Origin of the sequence: Bradyrhizobium vignae, from assembly GCF_004114425.1 — a bacterium.
Classification (GTDB): Bacteria; Pseudomonadota; Alphaproteobacteria; order Rhizobiales; family Xanthobacteraceae; genus Bradyrhizobium; species Bradyrhizobium vignae.
The window spans coordinates 54,785-76,657 of the sequence record NZ_RDQF01000024.1; the positions used below are offsets into that span (position 1 = coordinate 54,785).

Genomic DNA, 21,873 nt, shown 5'->3' on the forward strand with positions numbered 1-21,873 from the left:
CCTCTCCTCGCAAGCGGGGAGAGGTGAAAAGCCTAATGCGCGCCACCACCGGCACCCGCCGCCCTTACCCGCCGCGTCAGAAGCACCGCGATCGCGGCGAGCACCAGCACCACGCCGATCACCGCAAAGGTGTCGGAATAGCCCATCACCAGCGCCTGGCGTTTCACCGTCTTGCCGAGCGCGATGATGGCCTGCTCGCGTGCGGCATTGGGATCGGGGACGCCGTGGGCCATGAAATAGTCCGTCATCTGCACAATGCGGCTGCGGACCTCCTCGCGGCCGAGCGTGACGGAATGGCCGATGATGTTGGAGTGGAATTGCTCGCGCTTGGTGACGATGGTGGCGAGCACCGCGGTGCCGATGGCGCCGCCGAGGTTGCGCATCATGTTGGAGATGCCGGAGGCGGCCGCCGCATCCTGCGGCGCGACGCTGCCGAGGCTGAGCGCCGAGAGCGGCGCCAGCGTCAGCGCCTGGCCGACCGCCCGCACGATATTGGGCACCAGGAACTGATCGCCGGAATAATCGAGCGACATCTGGATGTTCATGAAGGAACTCGCGGCGAATAGCAGCAGGCCGACGGTGGCGACATAGCGGCCGTCGAACCGCTGCATCAGCTTCGGCACCAGCGGAATCAGCAGGAGCTGCGGCAGGCCGGTCCAGGCCAGCACGTTGCCGATCTGCTCGGCATTGTAGCCCTGCACCTGACCGAGATAAGCGGGCAGGAGATAGACCGAGCCGAACAACGCGAAGCCGAGGAAGACAGCCGCGATCGTGCCGATGCCGAAATTCCACTGCGTCAACAGGCGCAGGCGCAGCAGCGGCTTCTCCACCACGAGCTCGTTGACGATGAACAGCGACAGGCTGACCGCGGCAATGACCGCGAGACGCACGATGAAGGGTGAGCCGAACCAGTCGTCCTTGTTGCCTTCCTCCAGCACGGCCTGCAGCGAAGCGAGGCCGATCGCCATGGTGGCGATGCCGAACCAGTCGCCTTCGCGCAGCAGAGTGAGGTTGAGCGGTCGGCGCTCCAGCGCGAAGAACAGCGTGGTCACCATCACCGCGGTCGGCAGCACGTTGACGAAGAAGATGGTCTGCCAGCCGTAATTCTCGGTGAGAAAGCCGCCGATGGTCGGGCCGATCGCGGGTGCGAACGTCACGGCGAGCGAGAACATGGCAAGACCGATCGGCTGCTGGCCCTTCGGCAGCTTGGTGAACACCAGCGTGAAAGCCATCGGAATCAGCACGCCGCCGAAGAAGCCCTGAAGACCTCGCATCGCGATCATCGACGGCAGATCGTGGGTGAAGGCGCAGGCGACCGAGAAGGCGGCGAACAGGCTCGCGAAACCCAGGATGATGTTGCGGAACGAGAACACCCGCGACAGATAGTCGGTCAGCGGAATGACGATGATCTCGCCGATCAGGTAGGACGTCGAGATCCAGGATCCGTTGTCGGCGCCGGTGCCGATGCCGCCTTCGATGTTGAGCAGCGAGGCGTTGGTGATCTGGATGTTCAGGATCGCCATGAAGGCGCCGATCATCGCCGCGAACACGGCGATCCAGATCGTGGCGCTGGCCCGATTGGGGTCGGCAGCGACGCGCTCAGGCGTCGCGGCCGGAATTGCTTGTGCTGGCATCGATATTGAGAGGCTGTTTGACATGGCACGACCCTCCGGAAACAGGTTTTGCTTTGGGCGTCGCTGCCGCCTGAGCGGTCGGCGCCGAGCGCGTTGCGATCGTCGGGATCACGGACATGCCGGGCCGCAGCTCGATCGCAGGCGCGGTCTCGGCGTCCAGCGCGATCTTCACGGGAATGCGCTGCACGATCTTGGTGAAGTTGCCGGTGGCGTTGTCGGGCGGCAGCAGCGCGAACTCCTGGCCGCTGGCCGGCGCGATGGAATCGACGTGCCCATGCACGACCTGGCCCGGGAACGTGTCGACCTCGATCTCGACGCTCTGTCCGGCGTGGACGTGGGTGAGCTGCGTCTCCTTGAAATTGGCGACCACATAGGCGCCCGTGGCTGGCACGATCGACATCAACTGCGTGCCCGCCTGCACATACTGGCCGATGCGTAAGGTGCGATTGCCGACGACGCCGTCGATCGGCGAGACGATCGTGGTGTAGCCGAGATTGAGCTCGGCCTGTTGCTGGACTGCGGCTGCGCGCGCGGCGGCGGCCCTGGCTTGCACGATCTCGGCCTTGAGCAGATCGACCTGCTTCTGTGCGGAGATGAGGTTGGCGTTGTCGCGCGCGATCGCGGCGTCCGCGCCGGCATCGCGCGCCTGCGCCTGCTGCGCATTCTGCACGCTGCCGTAACCGGTCCTGGCGAGATCGGTGTAGCGCTTATTCTCCTGCTGCGCGAAAATCTTCGCGGCGGTGTCGACATCGATGGTCGCCTTTGCGGCCGCGATCACCGCTTCCTGAACATCGAGCTGGGCCTGCTTGCTGGTCACCGTCGCGTTCGCGGCGGCGACGTCGGCCTTGGCCTGATCAAGCGCGACGCGGAAGTCGCGGTCGTCGATCCGGGCCAGCATCTGGCCGGCCTTCACATGCTCGTTATCGGCGACCAGGACGCGGTCGAGATAGCCGCTGACCTTCGGCGCGATGGTGGTGTTGTCGGCCTTCACATAGGCGTCATCGGTGGAGACGAGGAAGCGGCCGACGGTCCAGTAGTCGTAGCCGTACCAGCTCGCGCCGGCGAGCGCGATGGCGGCCACGCCGGCCAGCAACAGCTTGCGAAGGTTCAGCTTTCGGCGCGGAGCGGGGGCCGGCGCGGCGGGCAGGATGCCTTCGGGCGGGCTGGTTGGCACCACGATGGTTTCACTCTTGGACGGGTTGGTGTGCACGGTCATGGCCGGGTCCCTGAATTAGGAAACTTGACGATTTCCAAAATAGGACTAGCTTGGGGAGAGTCAATGGAATGACAGGCATCATCTAAAAACATGGCTCAGGCAAACCCGTCATCAGAAGGCCGTCCGCGCGGGCGACCGCCGGTGCGCAGCGACGACGAGACGAAGCGGATCGTGATCGAGGCGGCACGGCACGCCTTCGCCGTCGATGGCTACGCAGCAACCAGCACCGAAGAGCTGGCGCGTGGCGCCGGCATCTCCACCAAGACTCTCTATCGGCTGTTTCCGAGCAAGGCGGCGCTGTTCGAGGCGATGTGCGCAGATCGGCTCGACCGGTTGCTCTCCGACGTCAATCTTCACGCCAACAATCAGGCCGACATCGAAACGAGCCTGGCTGCCGTGCTTGTCGCCTGTGCCGATCTCGCGCTCGATCCGGAGGTCGTGGCGCTGCAGCGTATGGTGCTGCAGCAGTCGGCCACGTTTCCCGACCTTGCCGCGAATTTCTACAGGGACGGCATCTCCCGTACCGCGGCGGCGCTCGCGGGCTGGCTCCGCGATCAAGTTAAGAAGAAGCGCATCACGCTCGAAAACGTCGATGAAGCCGCCGGGATGATGATCGGCATGATGGTGTCGGCGCCGCAGCGTGCTGCGATCTATGCGAACCTGACATTGCCCTCGCGCAAGGAGATCGAGAAGCGGGCGAAGGTATGCGCCGCAATTCTGCTCGACGGCTGTCGCGGGCCGTTGGGCAACTAAGCGACGGCAGGTTTTGACAATCCGCCGGAGCTCGACTATATGTTTCGCATGCGAAATAAATCGCCAGAGGCGAGGCATCACCGGCTGATCTACCTGCTCAACGTCGCACAGCGGCGTTTGCAGCGCTGGATGGCGGCGCAACCGCAAAATGAGGTGACGCCGGCGCAGGCCGGGCTGCTGTTCATTCTCGGCAAGCAGGATGGCATTCTCATGGGCGAGGCGGGCGCGGCGCTCGACATGGGGCCGGCCGGGATTTCCGGGCTGGTTGATCGCAGTGCTGCGGCAAGGCTGGTCGAGCGCAGGGCCGATCGCGAGGACGGACGCGCCTTTCGCGTGTGGCTGACGCCGAAGGGATGGACCGTGCTGGCGCAGGCGAAAGCTGCCGCGGCGGAAGTCAACGCGGCGCTGACGGACGGATTCACGGCTGCGGAGATCGACATCGTCGCGCGCTGGCTGACCAGCATTCAGGACAAGTTTCCAAGATCTTCAGAAGCAAGACATTCAGACGAATGGAAGGAGCAGAGCCATGACCGAGCATGTCCGGATCGAGAATAGCGACCGAATTCTCACCCTCACGCTGGCGCGTCCCGACAAGAAGAACGCGCTGACCGATGCGATGTACGGCAAGCTGGCGGATGCAATCGAATCCGCCGAGTTCGATCCGTCCGCTCGCGTGATCCTGATCCGCGGCGAGGGCGACATGTTCACTGCCGGCAACGACGTCGGCGAGTTCGCCGCAGTTGCCGCCGGCAAGTCCGAAGGCAGCCGCAACGTCGTGCGCTTCATCCAGTCGCTGGCCCGCTGCACGCGGCCGCTGGTTGCGGCCGTGCAGGGCCGTGCCGTTGGCGTCGGCACCACGATGCTGCTGCATTGCGATCTCGTCGTGCTTGCCGAGGACGCGCAATTGTCGACGCCGTTCGTCAGCCTCGCGCTGGTGCCGGAGGCCGCGTCCAGCCTGTTGATGCCGGCACGCATCGGCTACGCCCGCGCCTACGAGATGTTCGCGCTCGGTGAGGCCGTTCCTGCCAAGTCGGCGCTGGAATGGGGCCTCGCCAACCGCGTGGTGCCGCTCGACAAGCTCGATGCCGAGGCGCTCGCGCTCGCCCAGCGTCTAGCCCGCCAGCCGGCCGGTGCCCTCATCGCGACCAAGCGGTTGATGCGCAACGGCGAGGCACTGGTCGCGCAGATGCAGGCCGAGGGCGAGCAGTTCGCGCAGCGCCTGCGTACCGCCGAGGCGCGCGAGGCGTTTACGGCGTTTGCCGAGCGCCGGCCGCCGGACTTCACGAAGGTGGCGTGAGCCGGCTGCCTAAAAAGGCGGCAACTCCGGGAGGCATATCACTTGAGATAAACCTTAACGAAAATTTGGCATGTTGCCGTGCAAGATGACTGCTCGCGACAAGCAGGTCTTCGGTCCATGTCAATTCTTAAGAAATCGGTAAGCACGCTTCTCCTGGTCTTGATGGCTCTGCTGGCGGCTGGCGCGCTCACCAGCACGGCGATCCAGATGGCCGGAGCATTCGGCCGCTACAGCGACAGTCTCGAGACGGCCCGGCTTGCCGCCGCCGACAAGGCGATCTTCCATGGCGTGGTCGCGCTGCGCAACAATCGCGGCGACGCCCAGAGTGCGTTGCTCGGCGAGGACGATCCACGCGCCAAGCTCGATGCCGCCGATAAGGCCGAACACGCCGGCTATGACGCGATTGTCGCTGCGCTCGCGACGGTCGAATTCGCCCGGCGCGACGAGCTCGCCAGCACGCTGAAGCAGCGCTGGAGCGAGGCTGCACCGAAATTCCAGCTTTTCTACGACGAGGCGAAGCAGCCGCGCGCCGAGCGCAAGCTGGAGCATACCAGCATCTGGTACGATTCCATCACCAAGGTGATCGATACCGCCAACCTGGTCTCCACCGCGGTGTCGAACCGCGCCTGGATTAACGATCCGTTCATCGCCCGCATGATTCAGGTCCGCCGGCTCGCCTGGCAGGTGCGCGACCGCTACGGCATCCCGTGCTCGACGCTGCGGCCGAACGTCAACACCAGCAAGCCGCTCGACGAAAACCAGAAGCAGACGGTGGCCGGCTGGAACGGAACCGTTGCCGTCGGCTGGACCGGCATGGACGAACTGCTGGCCGCGCCCGACGTGGCCGCAGATCTGGTCGAGGCGGCGAAGGAGGCGCGGGCAAAGACCGACGGCGCGCTCAAGAAGATGGGAGAGATCACCAGGAATTTCGACGGCAGCGGCAAGCCCGCGATGCCCGCTGCGGAGTGGAATGCGCTGTGCCAGTCACCCTTCGCATCCATCGTCGCGATCGCCAGCAAAGCGCTCGACCTGTCGATCGCGCACGCCGAGGCCGTGCAGGCGAAGGCCCTGACCAATCTCATCGTGCAGTCTTTCGCGTTCCTGCTCGCGCTGGCCGTGATCCTGGCCGCCGTGTTCGTGGTGCGCAATCGCCTCATGCGGCCGGTGCGCGCAATCCTCGACGCGATCGCGCGCATCAGCGCCCGCGACTATGCGACACCGGTTCCGCAATCCCGGCATCCCGACGAGTTCGGCACCATGGCTGCTGCGCTCGAAAGCCTGCGCGAGAGCGCGGCGACCGCGGAACGGCTGGGCCAGGAACGCGAATCGCAGCAGGCGCTTCAGCTCGCCCGCTCCGGCACCGTCGATGCGGCCTGCCGCAGCTTCGACGATACCGTGCAGGCGGTCATCCAGAGCGTCGTGGCCTCGACGCGGGAGCTCGACGCGACCGCGACCGGCGTACGCTCGCTGGTCCTGGAATCGAGCAGCCAGACCGCCGCGGTCTCGTCCGCGGCCGAGCAAGCCACCAACAACCTCGAGACCATCGCGGCCGCGACCGAGGAGCTTTCCGCATCCGTCGGGGAGATCTCCGCACAGGTACAGTCGAGCGCACGCGAGGCCCGCGAGGCCGTGGCACAGGCCGAGCAAACCAACGCCATCGTCGAGATCCTCGATCAGACCGCGAGCCGCATCGGCGAGGTCGTGAAGATGATCAACGCCATCGCGGCCCAGACCAACCTTCTGGCGCTGAACGCCACCATTGAAGCTGCGCGAGCAGGCGAGGCCGGCCGCGGCTTCGCCGTGGTCGCCGGCGAGGTCAAGAGCCTCGCCTCCCAGACGGCCACAGCGACCGAAGAGATCTCGCGCCAGGTCGAGGAGATCCAGGGGGCCACCGGCCAGGCCGTCACCGCGATCCGCTCGATCGGCGGCGCCATCAGTGGCATCGACGAGAAGATGACGGCAATCGCGGCCGCCGTCGAGCAGCAGCGCGCGGCCACCACCGAGATCTCGCGAAATTTCCAGCAGGCAGCCCAGGGCACCCGCCAGGTCACCGACACCATCGGCAGCGTCGCGAGGCTCAACCAGGAGACCGGCAACGCCGGCACGGTGCTGTCGGACTCCGTCAAGAAGATGTCCGCCGATGCCGATCGTCTCCGCGTCGCGGTCGAAGGCTTCTTGGGAGCCGTGAAGACGGCATAATCTCGTCGTCTCTTCATCAGGTCTCGCGCGGGGCATTGCCGCCGGTCCGCGCGACGGGTAGATGTGTCAGCCACGCCGCGCGAGCGCGGCGACGGACGTAAGACACATCAGGGATGGAGAGTTCGATGCCGGTCACCCCCCACAAGGCCCAGCGCCCGTATCGCGGCGTGTTCCCGGTCGCGCCCACCATCTTCGACGAGCGCGGCGAGCTCGACCTCGAGGGCCAGCGCCGCTGCATCGACTTCATGATCGATGCCGGCTCACACGGTCTCTGCATCCTCGCCAATTTCTCCGAGCAGTTCGTGCTCACCGATGCCGAGCGCGAGACCGTGATGCATACGGTGCTGGAACATGTCGCTGGCCGGGTCCCCGTGATCGTCACCACGACGCATTTCAGCTCGGCCGTGTGCGCCGCGCGCAGCAAGCAGGCCGAAGCGGCGGGGGCTGCCATGGTGATGGTGATGCCGCCCTATCATGGCGCGACCTTCCGCGTGCCGGAGAAGGGCATCGTCGAGTTCTTCAAGGTGCTCTCGGGCGCGATCGACATTCCCATCATGATTCAGGATGCGCCGGTGGCGGGCACGCCGCTCTCGGTCGAGCTGCTGGCGCGGCTGTCGCGCGAATTCTCCAACATCCGCTATTTCAAGATCGAGGTGCCGGGCGCGGCTTCGAAGCTCCGCAGCCTGATCGAGGCCGGCGGCAAGGATATCGAAGGTCCCTGGGACGGCGAGGAGGCGATCACGCTGCTGGCCGATCTCGACGCCGGCGCCACCGGCGCCATGACCGGCGGCGGCTATCCCGACGGCATCCGCCAGATCATCGATCCCTATTTCGCCGGCGATCGCGAGAAGGCGAAGGCCGCCTACGAACGCTGGCTGCCGCTGATCAACTACGAAAACCGCCAATGCGGACTGATCGCCTGCAAGGTCATGATGCAGGCCGGCGGCGTGATCAAATCCGAGATGGTACGGCATCCCTTGCAGCCGCTGCATCCGGCGACGCGCGCCGGCCTGCTGGAACTTGCCAAGGAACGCGACGCGCTGGCGCTGCGGTGGGGGAAGTAGCGGCGCCAGACATTCATTGTCGTCCCGGACAAGCGCGCAAGAAGCGCGCGCAGATCGGGGATCCATATCCACAGGGAGTGGTTTGGCGAAGACTTTGGGTTACCAGCTCGCGCCAAACTTCTCGCTGCGGATACGGGTCCTGGCTCCCGTGCGCAATTGCGCACCAGGCCGGGACGACACCGGATGTGAGCTACGAGCTCCGGCCGTATTCCGCCGGGCTGAAGGCGTCGAATTAGCGCGGCCCCAGGCCGTTTCCCGCAGCTCCGCGATGGCATATTGTACGCCCGCCAACCAGGCCCCACGGAGCAATCTCGAAACGTCGCCCAACACCTCTTCATTATGCCGTTATCCCGAGCCAAGTTGGCGCGAACCGACAGAACAGGGAGGCAGTGCCATGACGATGAGGCCGGATCCCACCTTTCACGCATCGCCCAAGCTTGCGATGGAAGCGCCTACGGAGAACTTTGCCTACACGTTGCTGCTCAGTCCGGATTTCTCGAAGCCGGATGCTCTCGCGGTCATCGACGTCAAGCCGGGATCGCCGACCTATAGCCAGATCGTCCACACCGTGACGATGCCCAACAAGGGCGATGAGTTTCATCATTTCGGCTGGAATGCTTGCTCCTCGGCCTTGTCGCCGCTCGCGGGACATGCCTTCATCGAGCGGCGCTATCTCATCATCCCAGGGCTCCGCTCGTCGCGAATCTACATCATCGATACCAAGCCCGATCCGACCAAAGCCAGGATCCACAAAATCATCGAGCCGGAGGAAGTCTTCAAGAAGACCGGCTACTCGCGGCCGCACACGATCCATTGCGGGCCGGACGGCATTTACGTGAGCACGCTGGGCGGCGGCGGCAAGGACGGCACCAACGGTCCTCCCGGCGTTTTCATCATGGATTGCGAGACCTTCGAGGTCCTGGGGCGATGGGAGATCGACCGCGGTCCGCAGACACTGCATTATGATTTCTGGTGGAACCTGCCGCGCGACTACATGGTGACGAGCGAATGGGCATTGCCGCCGCAGTTCGAGAACGGGATCGTCCCGGAAGATCTGCTGTCGAACAAATATGGCCATCGTCTCCACTTCTGGGATCTTCGCGCCCGTCGCAACGTCCAGACCATCGACCTCGGCGCCAATCATCAGATGGCGCTGGAGGTACGACCGGCGCACGATCCGGTTCGCGAGTACGGCTTCGTTGGCGTCGTGGTCGACACCACCAACCTTGAAGCATCTATCTGGACCTGGTGGCGCGAAGGCGGGACATTCCATGCCGAGAAGACGGCGAGGATCGCACCCGAGCCCGCGCCCAAGGAGAAGCTTCCGCCGCTGCTGCAGGGATTTGGCGCCGTGCCGCCGCTGGTGACCGACATCGACCTGTCGATGGACGACCGGTTTCTCTACGTCTCGTGCTGGGGCACGGGTGAAATGCGCCAGTATGACGTCAGTGATCCGCGCCAGCCGAAGCTTGCGGGCTCCGTCCACATCGGCGGCATCGCGCGCCGCACGCCCCATCCGAACGGCAAGCCATTTGCGGCGGGTCCGCAGATGGTCGAGATCAGCCGCGACGGCAAGCGCGTCTACTGGACCAATTCGCTCTATTCCACCTGGGACGACCAGTTCTATCCCGATGGCGTTCCGGGCGTGGAGGTCATGGCCAATGTCGGTCGCAACGGCGGCCTCGAGCTCGACAAGAACTATTTCGTGAGCTTCCCCGACGGATATCGTGCGCACCAGATCAGGCTCGAGGGCGGCGATTGTTCGACGGACTCCTTTTGCTATCCGTCGGTCTAGATTGGGGGCACGCGAGCCCGGCACTCGGCTGGCTGTGGCTCGCTCTTGTTGCGAGCGGTCTCTACCACGGGATCAATCCTGGCATGGGATGGCCGCTCGCCGTTTCGGCGGGGCTCATGGACAAGAGCCCGCGCGCGCTCCTCCGCGCCTTGTGGGCCCTCTCGGCCGGGCATCTCCTGGCCACGCTTCTCGTGCTGCTGCCATTCGCGTTCCTGCTCGTGCTGGCGGAGTGGCAGCGTCCGATCCAGCTGGTCGCGAGCCTTCTCGTCATCGGCTTCGGCGTCTATCGGTTGATCGTTCGGCGCCATCCCCGCGCGCTGGCACGAATCCCGCCGACGCAATTGGCGCTCTGGTCGTTTGCCGTCGCCATTGCTCACGGCGCCGCGTTGATGCTGGTGCCGATCTATCTCGGGCTTTGCCAGGCCTTCGAGCTCGATGCCGGCCATGAGGCGGCGGGCGAGTTGATGAAGGCGAGTGTCGGGATGGCGGTGCTGGTGTCCCTGGTGCACGTTGCCGCCATGATCAGCGCCGGCGGATCTCTGGCGTGGCTGGTCTACCGCTATTTGGGATTGAAGTTCGTTTCGCGAAGCTGGTTCAACCTGGATGCAGTCTGGGCGACCAGCCTCGTTCTGGTCGGCGCGGTGGCGCTCGCCTTCAATCTTGCGAGCTGGCGCTGAGGTCTACCGTGCCAGAGCCCATTCGCCGATGATGCGGAATCTTTCCTTTGCGTCGTCCTGCTTGAACAGCGCGATGCGATCGATCTCAAGCGCATCGAGCTTCAACGCCGCAAACCGCCCCCGCAGCATCTGCAGAATCGGCCCGCGCCGCTCCGCATCGAGCCGTCCCGTCAGCGTCATGTGGAAGCGGAATTCTTCCATGACGTAGGGATAGCCCCAGCGGTCGAGATAGTCGCGCTGTCGCTCGCCGAGCTTTTCGGGCTTGCGCCGTGCGCGATCTTCCGACGTCAGCGGCGCACGGAAAGCGTCGAAATCGCGGACGCTGTCGGCCGCCAGCTCCTGGAGCGTATCGACCGGCTCGGCCGGAATGACGGCGATGAAGCCGCTGATGGTATCGACGACGGGACGGATCACCGGAAGCGGCCGTGCCCTGCCGGCGAAGGCCGCACACGCGGCCATCAGCTCGGCTTCGGTCTTGCTTAACGCCAGAGTCATGGGCGCCTTCAGCGTGGCATGAAAGCCGTATTTGCGGGGATCTGCGCTGATGTCACGCCAGTCCGGCGCAATTTGCAGCGCCTCGCGCGGGAACGGCAGCTCGTCGCCGGTATAGGCATCGTAGCCGAGCAGCTCGGCGCCGAAGCGGGAGAGGGCGCTGTCGGCGCCTGCGGCAAAATAGACCGCGTAGCGGGGAAATCCTGTCATCGTCTCAGCATAGCGGTTTTACGCGGCGACGACAGCCTCGCGCGGCGCCGCCACGGCGGTGAGCAGCCGTGTGGCATCGGTGAGATGCACGAGCTTGCCGCCCGAGATCACCGCGATCAGCCGCGGCCGCAGCTTGACGCTGTCATCGACGAGGAGAATGTCGGCGCGGCGTCCCTCCGCGAGGGTGCCGCGATCGGTGAGGCCGGTCGCGCGGGCAGGACTGGCGGAGACCAAATCCCAGGCCTGTACCAGCGGCACCAAACCATCTGCCGCGAGCCGGAATGCGGCGAGCAGCTGTGCGGGATAATAATAGTCTGACGCCAGCACCGAGCAGAGCCCCTTGGCGATCATGTCGGATGCCCTGGTCCAGCCGGTGTGGCTGCCGCCGCGCACGACGTTCGGCGCACCATAGACGATGGCATCGCCGTGGCTGGCTGCCGCCCGCGCCGTCTCCTCGTTGATCGGAAACTCCGCGATTGTCGCGCCGAGCTCGCGAAACGCATGCCGCATCGCCGGCGTTGCGTCATCGTGCGAGAGCATCCGCACCTCCGCCGCGCGGGCAGAAGCGGCCAGGCGCGACACCGAAGCCGGCACCTCGTCGGCGCGCGAGATCACGCGCTCGACCAGCAGGTCGAATTCTTCGCTCGAAAGGCCGGTGCGCTCCACCATCCGGTTGCGCTTGCGCGGTTTGGCCATGTCGGCGACGGTGCCGTCCATGTGGTCGTTGAAGGCGAGCAGGTCGACCCGGCCTTCGGCGAGCCATTGGGCGATCTCGGCCTCCGCGTCGAGATTGTAGGTCTCGTGGCGCAGATGGAAGCGGGTGTCGGCGGCGAATTGCGGACGCTGCCGCTCGATTGCCTCCATCAGGCCACGTGCATTGTCGGCGCTACGCAGGCCCGGCTCCCACGAGCAGGTCGCGGCGTGAAACACGGTGGTGATGCCGTTGCTGATCGCCTGGCGGTCGCTGTCGGCGAGCGCGACGTCGATCGGAAAATCGACGCCGGCGCGCGGCATCATCTGTCGCTCGAAAGCATCGCCGTGCAGGTCGACGATGCCGGGCAGCAACAGCAGGTTACGTGCATCAATCGCCAGCCCCGCCCGGCCGCGAGAAGCGCCCACCTCCGCGATGTCTGTCCCGGACACGAGAAGTGAGGTTTCGATGAGCTCGGCGCCGATCAGGGCCCGGCCGCCTTCAAGGAATATGTCTGTCACGCGACTGCGCTTCGTTTCCTGGCAGGAGAATTGGTGAGAGAGCCCGCCCGTGCTTCGTATGCCGAAAGAAAATCTTCAATCCCGAGCTTGCGGAAATCGGGCAGCGCCTCGCGCAATTTGTCGTGATCCCAGTCCCACCAGGCGAGCTTCCCGAGGCGCCCCGCGATCTCCTCCGAGAACCGCCGCCGTACGATCCGGGCCGGATTGCCGGCGACGATGGTGTAGGCCGGCACGTCCTTGGTGACGATGGCGCCGGCCGCGATCACCGCGCCGGTGCCGATGCTGCGGCCCGGCAACACGATCGCGCCGTGGCCGATCCAGACGTCGTGGCCGACATGGACATGATGCTGGCGCCGCCAGTCGAAGAACTCGGCATCGTCGCTCTCGCCTTCGAAATAGGCGCTCGAACGATAGGTGAAATGCGCCTGCGTCGCGCGATGCATCGGATGGTTGCCGGGGTTGATGCCCGTCATCGCCGCGATCGAGCAGAACTTTCCGATCGTCGTGTAGGTGATCTGCGAATCGTTCACGACATAGGAGTAATCGCCCATCGCCACTTCATGCAGGATCGTGCGCGCGCCGACCTCGGTATAGGCGCCGAGCCTGGTCTCGTGCAGCTTGGCCGAGGGATCGATGGTCGGCTGAACCGAAAGGGCTTTCGCGGCCATGTTGCATCCGAGGTGCGAGGGCGGGCGTCTCTCTTCGAGCGGCTTGATGACGATATCATGACGCCGAGATGACAGCGGATGAGGTGTGTAGGATCGCCGCACCGCAACGGCGCTGTCACACAAGTGTTAAGCGCCGGCGTTAGCGGTTGGCCCCAGCTACTCTGGAGTCCCTGCATGCTGGTGGTGGATGGTCTGACGTGTCGCTTCGGCGCAAAAGCCGCGGTGGACGACGCTTCGTTTCAAGTGTCCCCCGGCGGCTTCGTCGGTGTGATCGGGCGATCCGGCGCCGGCAAGTCGACATTGCTGCGGACCATCAACCGCCTGGTGACGCCGACCGGGGGCCGCATCCTGTTCGACGGCGTCGACGTCACCTTGCTGCGCGGCAAGGAGCTGCGGCAGTGGCGCGCGCGCTCGGCGATGATCTTCCAGCAGTTCAACCTGGTCGGCCGGCTCGATGTTCTGACCAACGTCCTGATGGGGCGGCTTGCGACGATGCCCGCCTGGCGCTCGTTGTCGCAGGCCTGGCCCGAGCAGGACAAGGCGCTGGCGATGTCCGCGCTCGAGCAGTTCGACATTGCCTCGCTCGCCGCCCAGCGCGCCGACCAGCTCTCCGGCGGTCAGCAGCAGCGCGTCGCGATCGCCCGCGCGCTGGTGCAGCAGCCCGACATCATCCTCGCCGACGAGCCGATCGCCTCGCTCGATCCGCGCAACACCAAGATCGTCATGGATGCACTGCTGCGCATCAACAAGCATTTCGGCATCACCGTGCTCTGCAACCTGCATTCGCTCGATCTCGCCCGCACCTATTGCGACCGCCTGATCGGCATGGCCGCGGGCCGCGTGGTGTTCGATGGTGCGCCGTCCGCGCTGACCGATCATGTGGCGCGCGAGCTCTACGATCTCGAAGCCGCCGACGTCATGGGCGGCATGCCTGTACCGGCGCCCGAGGGCGTTCCGGCGCTGGGGACGGCCGCGGCGGCCTGAGCCTCGCCTGTTTAGTTCAAGTCTTTGCGTCAACCGACCTCAACCGATGAAGAGGGTACCATGATCACTCGCAGATTAATCCTTGCCGGCGCCGCCGCGCTCGCGTTCACGGCGTCCGCCTCGGCGAACGACTGGAAGGCCAAATATCCCGAACTGACCTTTGCGGTCGTGCCGGCCGAGAACGCCTCCGGCGTCACCGAGCGCTGGACCCCGTTCGTGGAATACCTCTCGAAGCAGCTGGGCGTGAAGGTCACGCTGCGCATCGCCAACGACTACGCCGCTGTGATCGAAGGCCAGCGCGCCGGCAACATCCACATCGCGAGCTACGGCTCGGCCTCGTTCGCCCGCGCCCGCCTGACCGGCGTCAAGACCGACGCGTTCGCCAACGACATCAATGCCGACGGTTCGACCGGCTATTACTCGGTGTTCTTCGTCAAGGCGAGCAGCTCCTACAAGAAGGTCGATGATCTCAAGGGCAAGAACCTGGGCCTGGTCGACCCGAACTCGACCTCGGGCAACAACGTGCCGCGCTTCGAGCTCGACAAGATGGGCATCCACGATGCCGAGGGCTATTTCGGCAAGGTCGTCTTCACCGGCAGCCACGAGAATGCGATGCTCGCGCTGGCGCAAGGCACGGTCGACGTCGCCGCCAACCAGTGGACCAGCGACGACGATTCCACGCTGGCGCAGATGCTGACCAAGGGCATGCTGAAGAACGCCGACGGCTCGGCGATGAAGAAGGACGATTTCCGCATCATCCACAAGTCGGCGCCGATCATCAACGGTCCCTATGCCTACAATTCCGACCTGCCTGATGACGCCAAGGCCGCCATCGCCAAGGCTTTCTTCGACGCGCCGGCCAAGGACAAGGCCGCGTTCGATCGCCTGTCGGACGGCCAGAAGAAGGGCTTTCATCCCGCCACCACCAAGGACTGGGATGGCACGATCGAGCTGATCAAGTTCGTCGATGCGCTCCGCAAGAAGAAGGCGTCCTGAGTCATCGGGACGATGCACCCGAGCCGGGTCCTAGGACCCGGCTCTTTCTTTGACGGGACCTGTTTCGACCGATGACGACAGCGGTTTCGATCCTCCCCGAGCAGCAGCTTGCCGCGCTCAATGCCGCCTATCGCCAGGCGGTCTCGCGCAGGCGGCTCCGTCTCCTGTTGGGGGCCGCGGTCTTCGCCGCAGCGCTGGTGCTCGCCGCGATCGGCGCCGAAGTGAATTTGCATACCCTGTTCACCTATTTCGGCAATTTCGTCAGCTATTTCGACCGCATCCTCACGCTCGACAGCGGCCAGCGGGTCTGGACCGATGTCGGCGAGTGGTTCTGGGGCTGGCGCAAATGGCTGAAGATGCTGGGCGAGACCCTGCTCATCAGCTATGTCGGAACTCTGATCGGCGCGACCTTCGCCTTCGCTCTCAACTTCTTCGCGGCCGAGAACACTTCGCCCGCGCCATGGCTGCGCTTCGTCGTGCGGCGCCTGCTCGAATTCGCCCGCACAGTTCCCGGCATCGTGTTCGCGCTGGTGTTCGTGATTGCCTTCGGCCTGGGGCCGATGGCGGGCGTGCTGGCGATTGCTATCCACTCCACCGGCGCACTGGGAAAACTGTTCTCGGAGATCGTCGAGAATGCCGACATGAAGCCGGTGGAGGGCATTCGCTCGACAGGTGCGAGCTGGCTCTCCTGCATGCGTTTTGCGGTCGTACCGCAGGTGACGGCGGGCTATGCCAGCTATGCGCTGCTGCGCTTCGAGATCAACGTCCGCGAAGCCTCGGTGATGGGCTTCGTCGGCGCCGGCGGCATCGGCCAGGAGCTCGTCGTCGCCATCCGCAAGTTCTATTACTCCGACGTCAGCGCCATCCTGCTCACCATCGTCGTCACGGTCTTCATCATCGACATCACCACCGGCTGGCTGCGCGGCCGCCTGTTCGGCGAGGAGGCGCGGACGTGACGAGGCCGCAGCAGGTCGATATCGCGCAAATTCGCGCGCGCTACCCTGACGTGTTCGACCGGCCCGCCTCGGCGCGGCTCGCCACGCCGGCGATGATCGTCGCGGCGTTGGCGATCCTCGCTTACGGCCTCGTCGATCTCGATTTCTCGCCGTCGCGCTTCTTCGCCGGCCTCAGCCAGCTCGGCTGGATCAGCCTGATGATGATCCCGCCGGATCCCGGCTCTTCGCTGCCGGTCTATCTGAAGGCGCTGGGCGAGACGCTGTCGATCGCGCTGCTCGGCACCACGCTCGCCGCGGTCTTCGCGCTTCCAATCAGCCTGCTCGCGGCGCGCAACGTCGTGCCGTCGAACATCCTGCGCTTTCCCGTCCGGCGCTTGCTCGATTCGATCCGCGGCATCGACACGCTGATCTGGGCGCTGGTGTGGATCAACGTGGTCGGGCTCGGCCCGTTCGCCGGCGTGCTCGCGATCGCCGTGTCGGATTTCGGTGCGTTCGGAAAGCTGTTCTCGGAGGCGATCGAGGGCGCCGACCAGAAGCAGGTCGAAGGCATCCGCGCCTCCGGCGGCAGCGCGCTGCACGAGATCCGCTTCGGCCTGTTGCCGCAGGTCCTGCCCGTCATCGCCGGCCAGGTGCTCTACTTCATCGAATCCAACACCCGCTCGGCCACCATCATCGGCATCGTCGGCGCCGGCGGCATCGGCCTCCAGCTCGCCGAGCAGATTCGCGTGCTGGAGTGGCAGAAAGTGTCGTTCCTGATCCTGATGATCCTGGTCGCCGTCGCCGCAATCGATTTCATCTCGGGCAAGCTGCGGTTTGCCATCATCGGCCGGCGGGCGGTGGCGTAGGCGGCTCTCTTCCTTCCTTGTGGGAGAAGGTGGCGCGAAGCGCCGGATGGGGGGTACGTGTCCTCAGTGCCGTAGGGTGGTCAACGCGTAGCGTGCCCACCGCTTCTGATGATCGAGAAAGATCGTGGGCACTCCCACAAGGGGAGAGGGGAAGAGGCCTACGACTCCACCAGAAACTCGACCCGCTCCGCGGCAAAGCGCGAATGCTTCGTCACCAGCGGCTTGCCCGTGAGATCGTGGTCGGTGGCATCGACCACCAGGATCGGCCGTCCCAGCGCAAGATCGAGTCTTGCGGCGTCGGTCGCGTCGACGATGCCGGCGGTGATCCGGGTCGCGCCGCGGCGATAATCGCGGATGCCGTAATGCGCGAGCAATTTCGTCATCGAGCGCGTCGCCGCGAACACGGCGCCCGCGTCCGGAAACAGCTCGGCCGACAGCCAGGTCGTGGACACGCAGATCGGCGTACGGTCGGCGAGGCGGATCGCCTCGATCCGCACCAGGGGCCCGCCGGTCTTCAATCCCAGCTCCCGCGCGAGCTCGCGCGTCGCGACGTCATCGGTCGCCTCGATCAGCCGGCCATGCGGCTCGCGTCCGCCCGCGCCGACGATCTCTGAGAAGCGCGTGCGCGAGCGCAGGGGATAGGCGAGCTTCTGTGCCTCGACATAGGTTCCGCTGCCGCGCTCGGCGCGCACCAGGCCGCGCTCGGCAAGCGCGGCCAGCGCGCGGCGCACGGTGTGGCGGTTGACGCGATAGGTTTCCGCGATCTCCATTTCGCCCGGCAATTTGTCGCCGGCCGCAAAGCGGCCGTCGGCGATGCCGCGCTCGATGCCGTCGGCAACGAGGCGCCACAGCGCGACTCCCGAGGAGGCTGTGTCCTGCATGCTCATGTCGCGGGAAACCTACTCCAGAAATCACATCATTGTCACGAAACAGTCATGGCGCGTCCGTATGAAGTTGTCTATTATCATAGACAACTTCGATCCGGCAAGTTTTCTAGAAGGTTCGGTGGACCAGGTGACGCAGCACAACAACCAGCAAGCCCAGCGCAAGGCCGCCATGGCCGTGCTGGCGCACGCGGAGGCGGGCGAGATCGCCGCTCGCCTCCGCAACTTCACCCTCCCGGCCCATCAGGATCTGCGCGCGCCCGAAAACGGGCTGGTCATGCTGCGCGGCCGGATCGGCGGCGACGGGGCGCCGTTCAATCTCGGTGAAGCCACGGTGTCGCGCGCGGCGGTGCGGCTTGCGAGCGGCGAGGTCGGCTTCGGCTACACGCTCGGCCGCGACGGTGAGAAGGCGCGGCTGATCGCGCTGTGCGATGCGCTGGTGCAGTCCCGCGATTTCGGCGGGCTCGTCGAGCGTGGCGTTATCGCGCCGTTGCGCGAGCAGCTTATGGTCAGGCGCAGGCAGGCGGCGGAAGAGACCGCCGCGACGAAGGTTGATTTCTACACCATGGTGCGCGGTGAGGGGTGAGATCATGACCACGATTGCGGAGCTGCCGCCGGGTTTCGCCGACAAGGTGTTGTCGGCGCAATCGACCTTTCGCTCGGTCATGGATGCCATGGCGCGGCCGGGCTCCGTCCAGCAAATCGTGCCGATGGTCGGCACGCCAGGGCCGATGATGCGCGGCACCGCCGCGATCGCGCTGACGCTGTTCGACCACGATACGCCGCTCTGGCTCGACGCGCGAATGGCGGAGAGCTCGGATGTGACGAAGTGGCTGAAGTTCCACACCGGTGCGCCGGTCGTGCAGGACGCCTCGATCGCGAGTTTTGCGCTGATCGGTGATGGCGATGCGCTGCCTTCGCTCGAGCGATTCGCGCTCGGCACCAGCGAGTATCCGGACCGTTCGACCACGGTGATCATTCAGGTCGATAGCCTGAACTCGGGGCGCAGCTTCGAGCTGCGCGGCCCCGGCATCGGTGGGGTCGCGACGCTGCAGGCGTCGATCAAGCCTCTCGATCTGTTCGAGCGGCTGCGTATGAACGAAGCACTGTTTCCGCGCGGCATCGATGTGGTGCTGGTCGCCGATGATGCCGTGGTCGCGATCCCCCGCACCACGCGCGTCGTGAGCAGGGGAATCTGAAGCATGTATGTCGCAGTCAAAGGCGGCGAACGCGCCATCGAGAACGCCCATCGCCTGCTCGCACATAAGCGGCGCGGCGATCAAAGCGTTGCGGAAATCTCCCTCGACCAGATCTCGGAGCAGCTTGGCCTCGCCGTCGATCGCGTCATGAGCGAAGGCTCGCTCTATGACCGCGAGCTCGCGGCGCTGGCGATCAAGCAGGCGCGCGGCGATCTGATCGAGGCGATCTTCCTGGTTCGCGCCTTCCGCGCCACCTTGCCGCGCTTCGGCACCAGCGAGCCGGTCGACACCGGCGCCATGCAGGTGCAGCGGCGGGTGTCCGCGACCTTCAAGGACATTCCGGGTGGCCAGATCCTCGGGCCCACCTTCGACTACACGCACCGCCTGCTCGATCCCTCGCTCGCGCAAGGCGTCGTGCCGCAGGTTCCGTCGACGGCCGAAGCATCCACAGCGCCGACGCCGCGCGTAACGGATATTCTCGGCCGCGACGGGCTGATCGAATCCTCGCCCGAAGCCGAGGACGGCGCCAGCGTCGGCGATCTCACCCGCGAGCCGCTGAATTTTCCGGCCGACCGCGACCTGCGCCTGCAAAACCTCGCGCGTGGCGACGAAGGCTTTCTCCTCGCGATGGGCTATTCCACCCAGCGCGGCTACGGCCGCAACCATCCTTTTGTCGGCGAGATCCGCTTCGGCGAGGTCGAGGTCGAATTTCTCGCGGAAGAGGTCGGCTTCGCCGTGCCGCTCGGCGCGATCGAACTCACCGAGTGCCAGATGGTCAACCAGTTCAAGGGGTCTGCGACGGAGGCTCCGTGCTTCACCCGCGGCTACGGCCTCGCCTTCGGCCAGAGCGAGCGCAAGACCATGTCGATGGCGCTGGTCGATCGTGCGTTGCGCGCCCGCGAGCTCGGCGAGGAGGTGCGTGCGCCGGCGCAGGACGAAGAGTTCGTGATGTCGCATTCGGACAACGTCCAGGCCACCGGCTTCGTCGAGCATCTGAAGCTGCCGCACTATGTCGACTTCCAGTCCGAGCTCGGCCTCCTGCGCAAGCTGCGCCAGGAGTTTGCCGAGGCCAATACGCCGGATGCCATGAAGGAGGCCGCGGAATGAACGCGCCCGCCTACAACTTCGCCTATCTCGACGAGCAGACCAAGCGGATGATCCGCCGCGCGATCCTGAAGGCGATCGCGATTCCCGGCTATCAGGTGCCGTTCGCCAGCCGCGAAATGCCGATGCCCTATGGCTGGGGCACCGGCGGCGTGCAGGTGACCGCAGCGCTCCTTGGACCGCAGGACGTCTTGAAAGTGATCGACCAGGGCTCCGACGACACCACCAACGCGATCTCGATCCGCAAGTTCTTCGCCAAGACCGCCGGTGTTGCCACGACGACGGCGACGGACGAAGCGACGGTGATCCAGACCCGCCACCGCATCCCGGAGAAGGCGCTGAACGAAAACCAGGTTCTGGTCTATCAGGTGCCGATCCCGGAACCCCTGCGTTTCCTCGAACCGCGCGAGACCGAGACGCGGCGCATGCATGCGCTCGCCGAATACGGCCTGATGCATGTGAAGCTCTACGAGGACATCGCCCGCTTCGGCCACATCGCGACCGCCTACGCTTATCCGGTCAAGGTCAACGCGCGCTACGTGATGGACCCGTCGCCGACGCCGAAATTCGACAATCCCAAGATGGACAATTGCCCGGCGCTGCAATTGTTCGGCGCCGGCCGCGAGAAGCGCATCTACGCGATCCCGCCTTATACGCAAGTGGTCTCGCTCGATTTCGAGGACCACCCGTTCGAGCCCTACCGCTTCAACGCGCCCTGCGCACTGTGCGGTGCGGAGAATTCCTACCTAGACGAGATCGTCACCGACGACCAGGGCGGGCGGATGTTCGTCTGCTCGGACACCGATTATTGCGAGGGCCGCCAGGCCGCCGGCCATCGCGGCAGCCTCAGCGCCGCGCCGTACAAGGAGAAGGCGCAGGAGGCCTCGAATGGCTGATCAGAATCTGGTCGAGAACGACGAGCCGCTGCTGGTCGCGGAGTCCCTCAGCAAGTCGTTTGGCCGCATTGCCGCCTGCCGCGATGTGTCGTTCTCGCTCTATCCCGGCGAGGTGCTGGCGATCGTCGGTGAATCCGGCTCGGGCAAGTCGACGCTGCTGCAAATGCTGTCGGGCCAGCTCGCGCCGGGTTCCGGCCATGTCTCGTATCGGATGCGCGACGGTGTCACCCGCGATCTCTCGACGCTGGGCGAGGCCGAGCGTCGCTTCCTGTTCCGCACCGATTGGGGCTTTGTGCATCAGGATCCAGCACAGGGCCTGCGCATGGCGGTCTCGGCCGGCGCCAATGTCGGCGAGCGGCTGATGGCGGTGGGCTGGAATCACTACGGCCGCATCCGCGACACCGCGTCGGACTGGCTCACCCGCGTCGAGATCGACACAGCACGCATCGACGATGCACCGCGCACCTATTCCGGCGGCATGCGCCAGCGCCTCCAGATCGCGCGCAACCTCGTCACCGAGCCGCGCCTGGTGTTCATGGACGAGCCGACCGGCGGCCTCGACGTGTCCGTGCAGGCGCGCCTGCTCGACCTCCTGCGCAGCCTCGTTGCCGAGCTGCATCTCGCCGTCATCATCGTCACCCATGATCTCGCGGTCGCACGCCTGCTGTCGCACCGCGTGATGGTGATGAAGGGCGGCCGCGTCATCGAGACCGGTCTCACCGACCAGGTGCTCGACGACCCGCGCGAGCCCTATACCCAGCTTCTCGTCTCCTCGATTCTGCCGCCATGAGT

General features: G+C 65.4%; 22 protein-coding genes. 16 read left to right on the top strand and 6 right to left on the bottom strand.

Going from position 1 to position 21,873, the window contains the following annotated elements; genetic code table 11:
- Positions 1 to 32 precede the first annotated feature (32 nt).
- Positions 33 to 1,634: a DHA2 family efflux MFS transporter permease subunit gene (locus EAV90_RS21145; protein ID WP_430644738.1), complete on the bottom strand. Its 1,602-nt coding sequence runs from the start codon at positions 1,632 to 1,634 to the stop codon at positions 33 to 35.
- Positions 1,600 to 2,850, bottom strand: coding sequence for an HlyD family secretion protein (locus tag EAV90_RS21150; RefSeq protein ID WP_129144574.1), 1,251 nt, complete (start codon positions 2,848 to 2,850; stop codon positions 1,600 to 1,602). Before EAV90_RS21150 ends, EAV90_RS21145 begins: the two co-directional genes overlap by 35 nt.
- Before the next feature lie 141 nt (positions 2,851 to 2,991).
- Here EAV90_RS21150 and EAV90_RS21155 point away from each other — a divergent pair, with 141 nt between their 5' ends.
- From EAV90_RS21155 to EAV90_RS21185, 7 genes are all read left to right on the top strand, one after another.
- Complete coding sequence (locus EAV90_RS21155; RefSeq protein WP_312016188.1) at positions 2,992 to 3,603, top strand: TetR/AcrR family transcriptional regulator; 612 nt, start codon at positions 2,992 to 2,994, stop codon at positions 3,601 to 3,603.
- A 48-nt stretch (positions 3,604 to 3,651) separates the two neighbouring features.
- The gene (locus EAV90_RS21160) at positions 3,652 to 4,158 is read left to right on the top strand and encodes a MarR family winged helix-turn-helix transcriptional regulator (RefSeq protein WP_129144605.1); all 507 of its coding nucleotides are present in this window, start codon (positions 3,652 to 3,654) and stop codon (positions 4,156 to 4,158) included.
- Positions 4,130 to 4,900, top strand: coding sequence for an enoyl-CoA hydratase (locus tag EAV90_RS21165; protein WP_122405970.1), 771 nt, complete (start codon positions 4,130 to 4,132; stop codon positions 4,898 to 4,900). Before EAV90_RS21160 ends, EAV90_RS21165 begins: the two co-directional genes overlap by 29 nt.
- Positions 4,901 to 5,017: 117 nt before the next feature.
- On the top strand, positions 5,018 to 7,099 hold the full coding sequence (locus EAV90_RS21170; protein WP_129144575.1) for a methyl-accepting chemotaxis protein: 2,082 nt from the start codon (positions 5,018 to 5,020) through the stop codon (positions 7,097 to 7,099).
- A gap of 125 nt (positions 7,100 to 7,224) precedes the next feature.
- Complete coding sequence (locus tag EAV90_RS21175; RefSeq protein ID WP_129144576.1) at positions 7,225 to 8,163, top strand: dihydrodipicolinate synthase family protein; 939 nt, start codon at positions 7,225 to 7,227, stop codon at positions 8,161 to 8,163.
- A 394-nt stretch (positions 8,164 to 8,557) separates the two neighbouring features.
- On the top strand, positions 8,558 to 9,958 hold the full coding sequence (locus EAV90_RS21180; RefSeq protein WP_129144577.1) for a selenium-binding protein SBP56-related protein: 1,401 nt from the start codon (positions 8,558 to 8,560) through the stop codon (positions 9,956 to 9,958).
- Positions 9,959 to 10,041: 83 nt separating this feature from the next.
- Positions 10,042 to 10,635, top strand: coding sequence for a hypothetical protein (locus EAV90_RS21185; protein ID WP_129144578.1), 594 nt, complete (start codon positions 10,042 to 10,044; stop codon positions 10,633 to 10,635).
- 3 nt (positions 10,636 to 10,638) lie between these two features.
- Here the strand turns inward: EAV90_RS21185 and EAV90_RS21190 are convergent, their stop codons facing one another.
- The 3 genes from EAV90_RS21190 to EAV90_RS21200 are packed head-to-tail and all read right to left on the bottom strand — an operon-like array spanning position 10,639 to position 13,217.
- Complete coding sequence (locus tag EAV90_RS21190) at positions 10,639 to 11,337, bottom strand: DUF1045 domain-containing protein (RefSeq protein ID WP_129144579.1); 699 nt, start codon at positions 11,335 to 11,337, stop codon at positions 10,639 to 10,641.
- Positions 11,338 to 11,355: 18 nt separating this feature from the next.
- A complete protein-coding gene (locus EAV90_RS21195) occupies positions 11,356 to 12,549 on the bottom strand; it encodes an alpha-D-ribose 1-methylphosphonate 5-triphosphate diphosphatase (protein ID WP_129144580.1) in 1,194 nt (397 codons plus the stop codon).
- Entirely contained in the window at positions 12,546 to 13,217 is a 672-nt protein-coding gene (locus EAV90_RS21200; protein ID WP_164937041.1) for an LbetaH domain-containing protein, read from the bottom strand. The genes EAV90_RS21195 and EAV90_RS21200 overlap by 4 nt, the downstream gene beginning before the upstream one ends.
- Positions 13,218 to 13,391: 174 nt before the next feature.
- Here EAV90_RS21200 and phnC point away from each other — a divergent pair, with 174 nt between their 5' ends.
- From phnC to phnE (EAV90_RS21220), 4 genes are all read left to right on the top strand, one after another.
- On the top strand, positions 13,392 to 14,201 hold the full coding sequence (gene phnC, locus EAV90_RS21205; protein ID WP_129144582.1) for a phosphonate ABC transporter ATP-binding protein: 810 nt from the start codon (positions 13,392 to 13,394) through the stop codon (positions 14,199 to 14,201).
- Positions 14,202 to 14,261: 60 nt separating this feature from the next.
- Positions 14,262 to 15,197 (top strand): phosphonate ABC transporter substrate-binding protein, encoded by a 936-nt coding sequence (gene phnD / locus EAV90_RS21210; RefSeq protein ID WP_129144583.1) that lies wholly within the window; start codon positions 14,262 to 14,264, stop codon positions 15,195 to 15,197.
- A gap of 71 nt (positions 15,198 to 15,268) precedes the next feature.
- Positions 15,269 to 16,153: a phosphonate ABC transporter, permease protein PhnE gene (phnE, locus tag EAV90_RS21215; RefSeq protein ID WP_129144584.1), complete on the top strand. Its 885-nt coding sequence runs from the start codon at positions 15,269 to 15,271 to the stop codon at positions 16,151 to 16,153.
- On the top strand, positions 16,150 to 16,998 hold the full coding sequence (phnE, locus tag EAV90_RS21220; RefSeq protein ID WP_129144585.1) for a phosphonate ABC transporter, permease protein PhnE: 849 nt from the start codon (positions 16,150 to 16,152) through the stop codon (positions 16,996 to 16,998). Before phnE (EAV90_RS21215) ends, phnE (EAV90_RS21220) begins: the two co-directional genes overlap by 4 nt.
- A 158-nt stretch (positions 16,999 to 17,156) precedes the next feature.
- Here the strand turns inward: phnE (EAV90_RS21220) and phnF are convergent, their stop codons facing one another.
- Positions 17,157 to 17,885 (bottom strand): phosphonate metabolism transcriptional regulator PhnF, encoded by a 729-nt coding sequence (gene phnF / locus EAV90_RS21225; protein WP_122405960.1) that lies wholly within the window; start codon positions 17,883 to 17,885, stop codon positions 17,157 to 17,159.
- A 169-nt stretch (positions 17,886 to 18,054) separates the two neighbouring features.
- Between phnF and phnG the strand changes: the two genes are divergently transcribed.
- From phnG to phnK, 5 genes are read left to right on the top strand one after another with little or no spacing between them, the layout of a single operon-like run.
- A complete protein-coding gene (gene phnG, locus EAV90_RS21230) occupies positions 18,055 to 18,468 on the top strand; it encodes a phosphonate C-P lyase system protein PhnG (RefSeq protein WP_430644739.1) in 414 nt (137 codons plus the stop codon).
- Positions 18,469 to 18,472: 4 nt separating this feature from the next.
- Positions 18,473 to 19,081, top strand: a complete 609-nt coding sequence (gene phnH / locus EAV90_RS21235; protein WP_162500487.1) for a phosphonate C-P lyase system protein PhnH — start codon at positions 18,473 to 18,475, stop codon at positions 19,079 to 19,081.
- A gap of 3 nt (positions 19,082 to 19,084) precedes the next feature.
- Positions 19,085 to 20,188 carry a carbon-phosphorus lyase complex subunit gene (locus tag EAV90_RS21240; protein ID WP_122405957.1) on the top strand — a complete coding sequence of 368 codons (1,104 nt, stop codon included), beginning with the start codon at positions 19,085 to 19,087 and terminating at the stop codon, positions 20,186 to 20,188.
- On the top strand, positions 20,185 to 21,081 hold the full coding sequence (locus EAV90_RS21245; protein ID WP_122405956.1) for an alpha-D-ribose 1-methylphosphonate 5-phosphate C-P-lyase PhnJ: 897 nt from the start codon (positions 20,185 to 20,187) through the stop codon (positions 21,079 to 21,081). The genes EAV90_RS21240 and EAV90_RS21245 overlap by 4 nt, the downstream gene beginning before the upstream one ends.
- Positions 21,074 to 21,871 (top strand): phosphonate C-P lyase system protein PhnK, encoded by a 798-nt coding sequence (gene phnK, locus EAV90_RS21250; protein WP_122405955.1) that lies wholly within the window; start codon positions 21,074 to 21,076, stop codon positions 21,869 to 21,871. The genes EAV90_RS21245 and phnK overlap by 8 nt, the downstream gene beginning before the upstream one ends.
- The last annotated feature ends 2 nt before the right edge of the window (positions 21,872 to 21,873 follow it).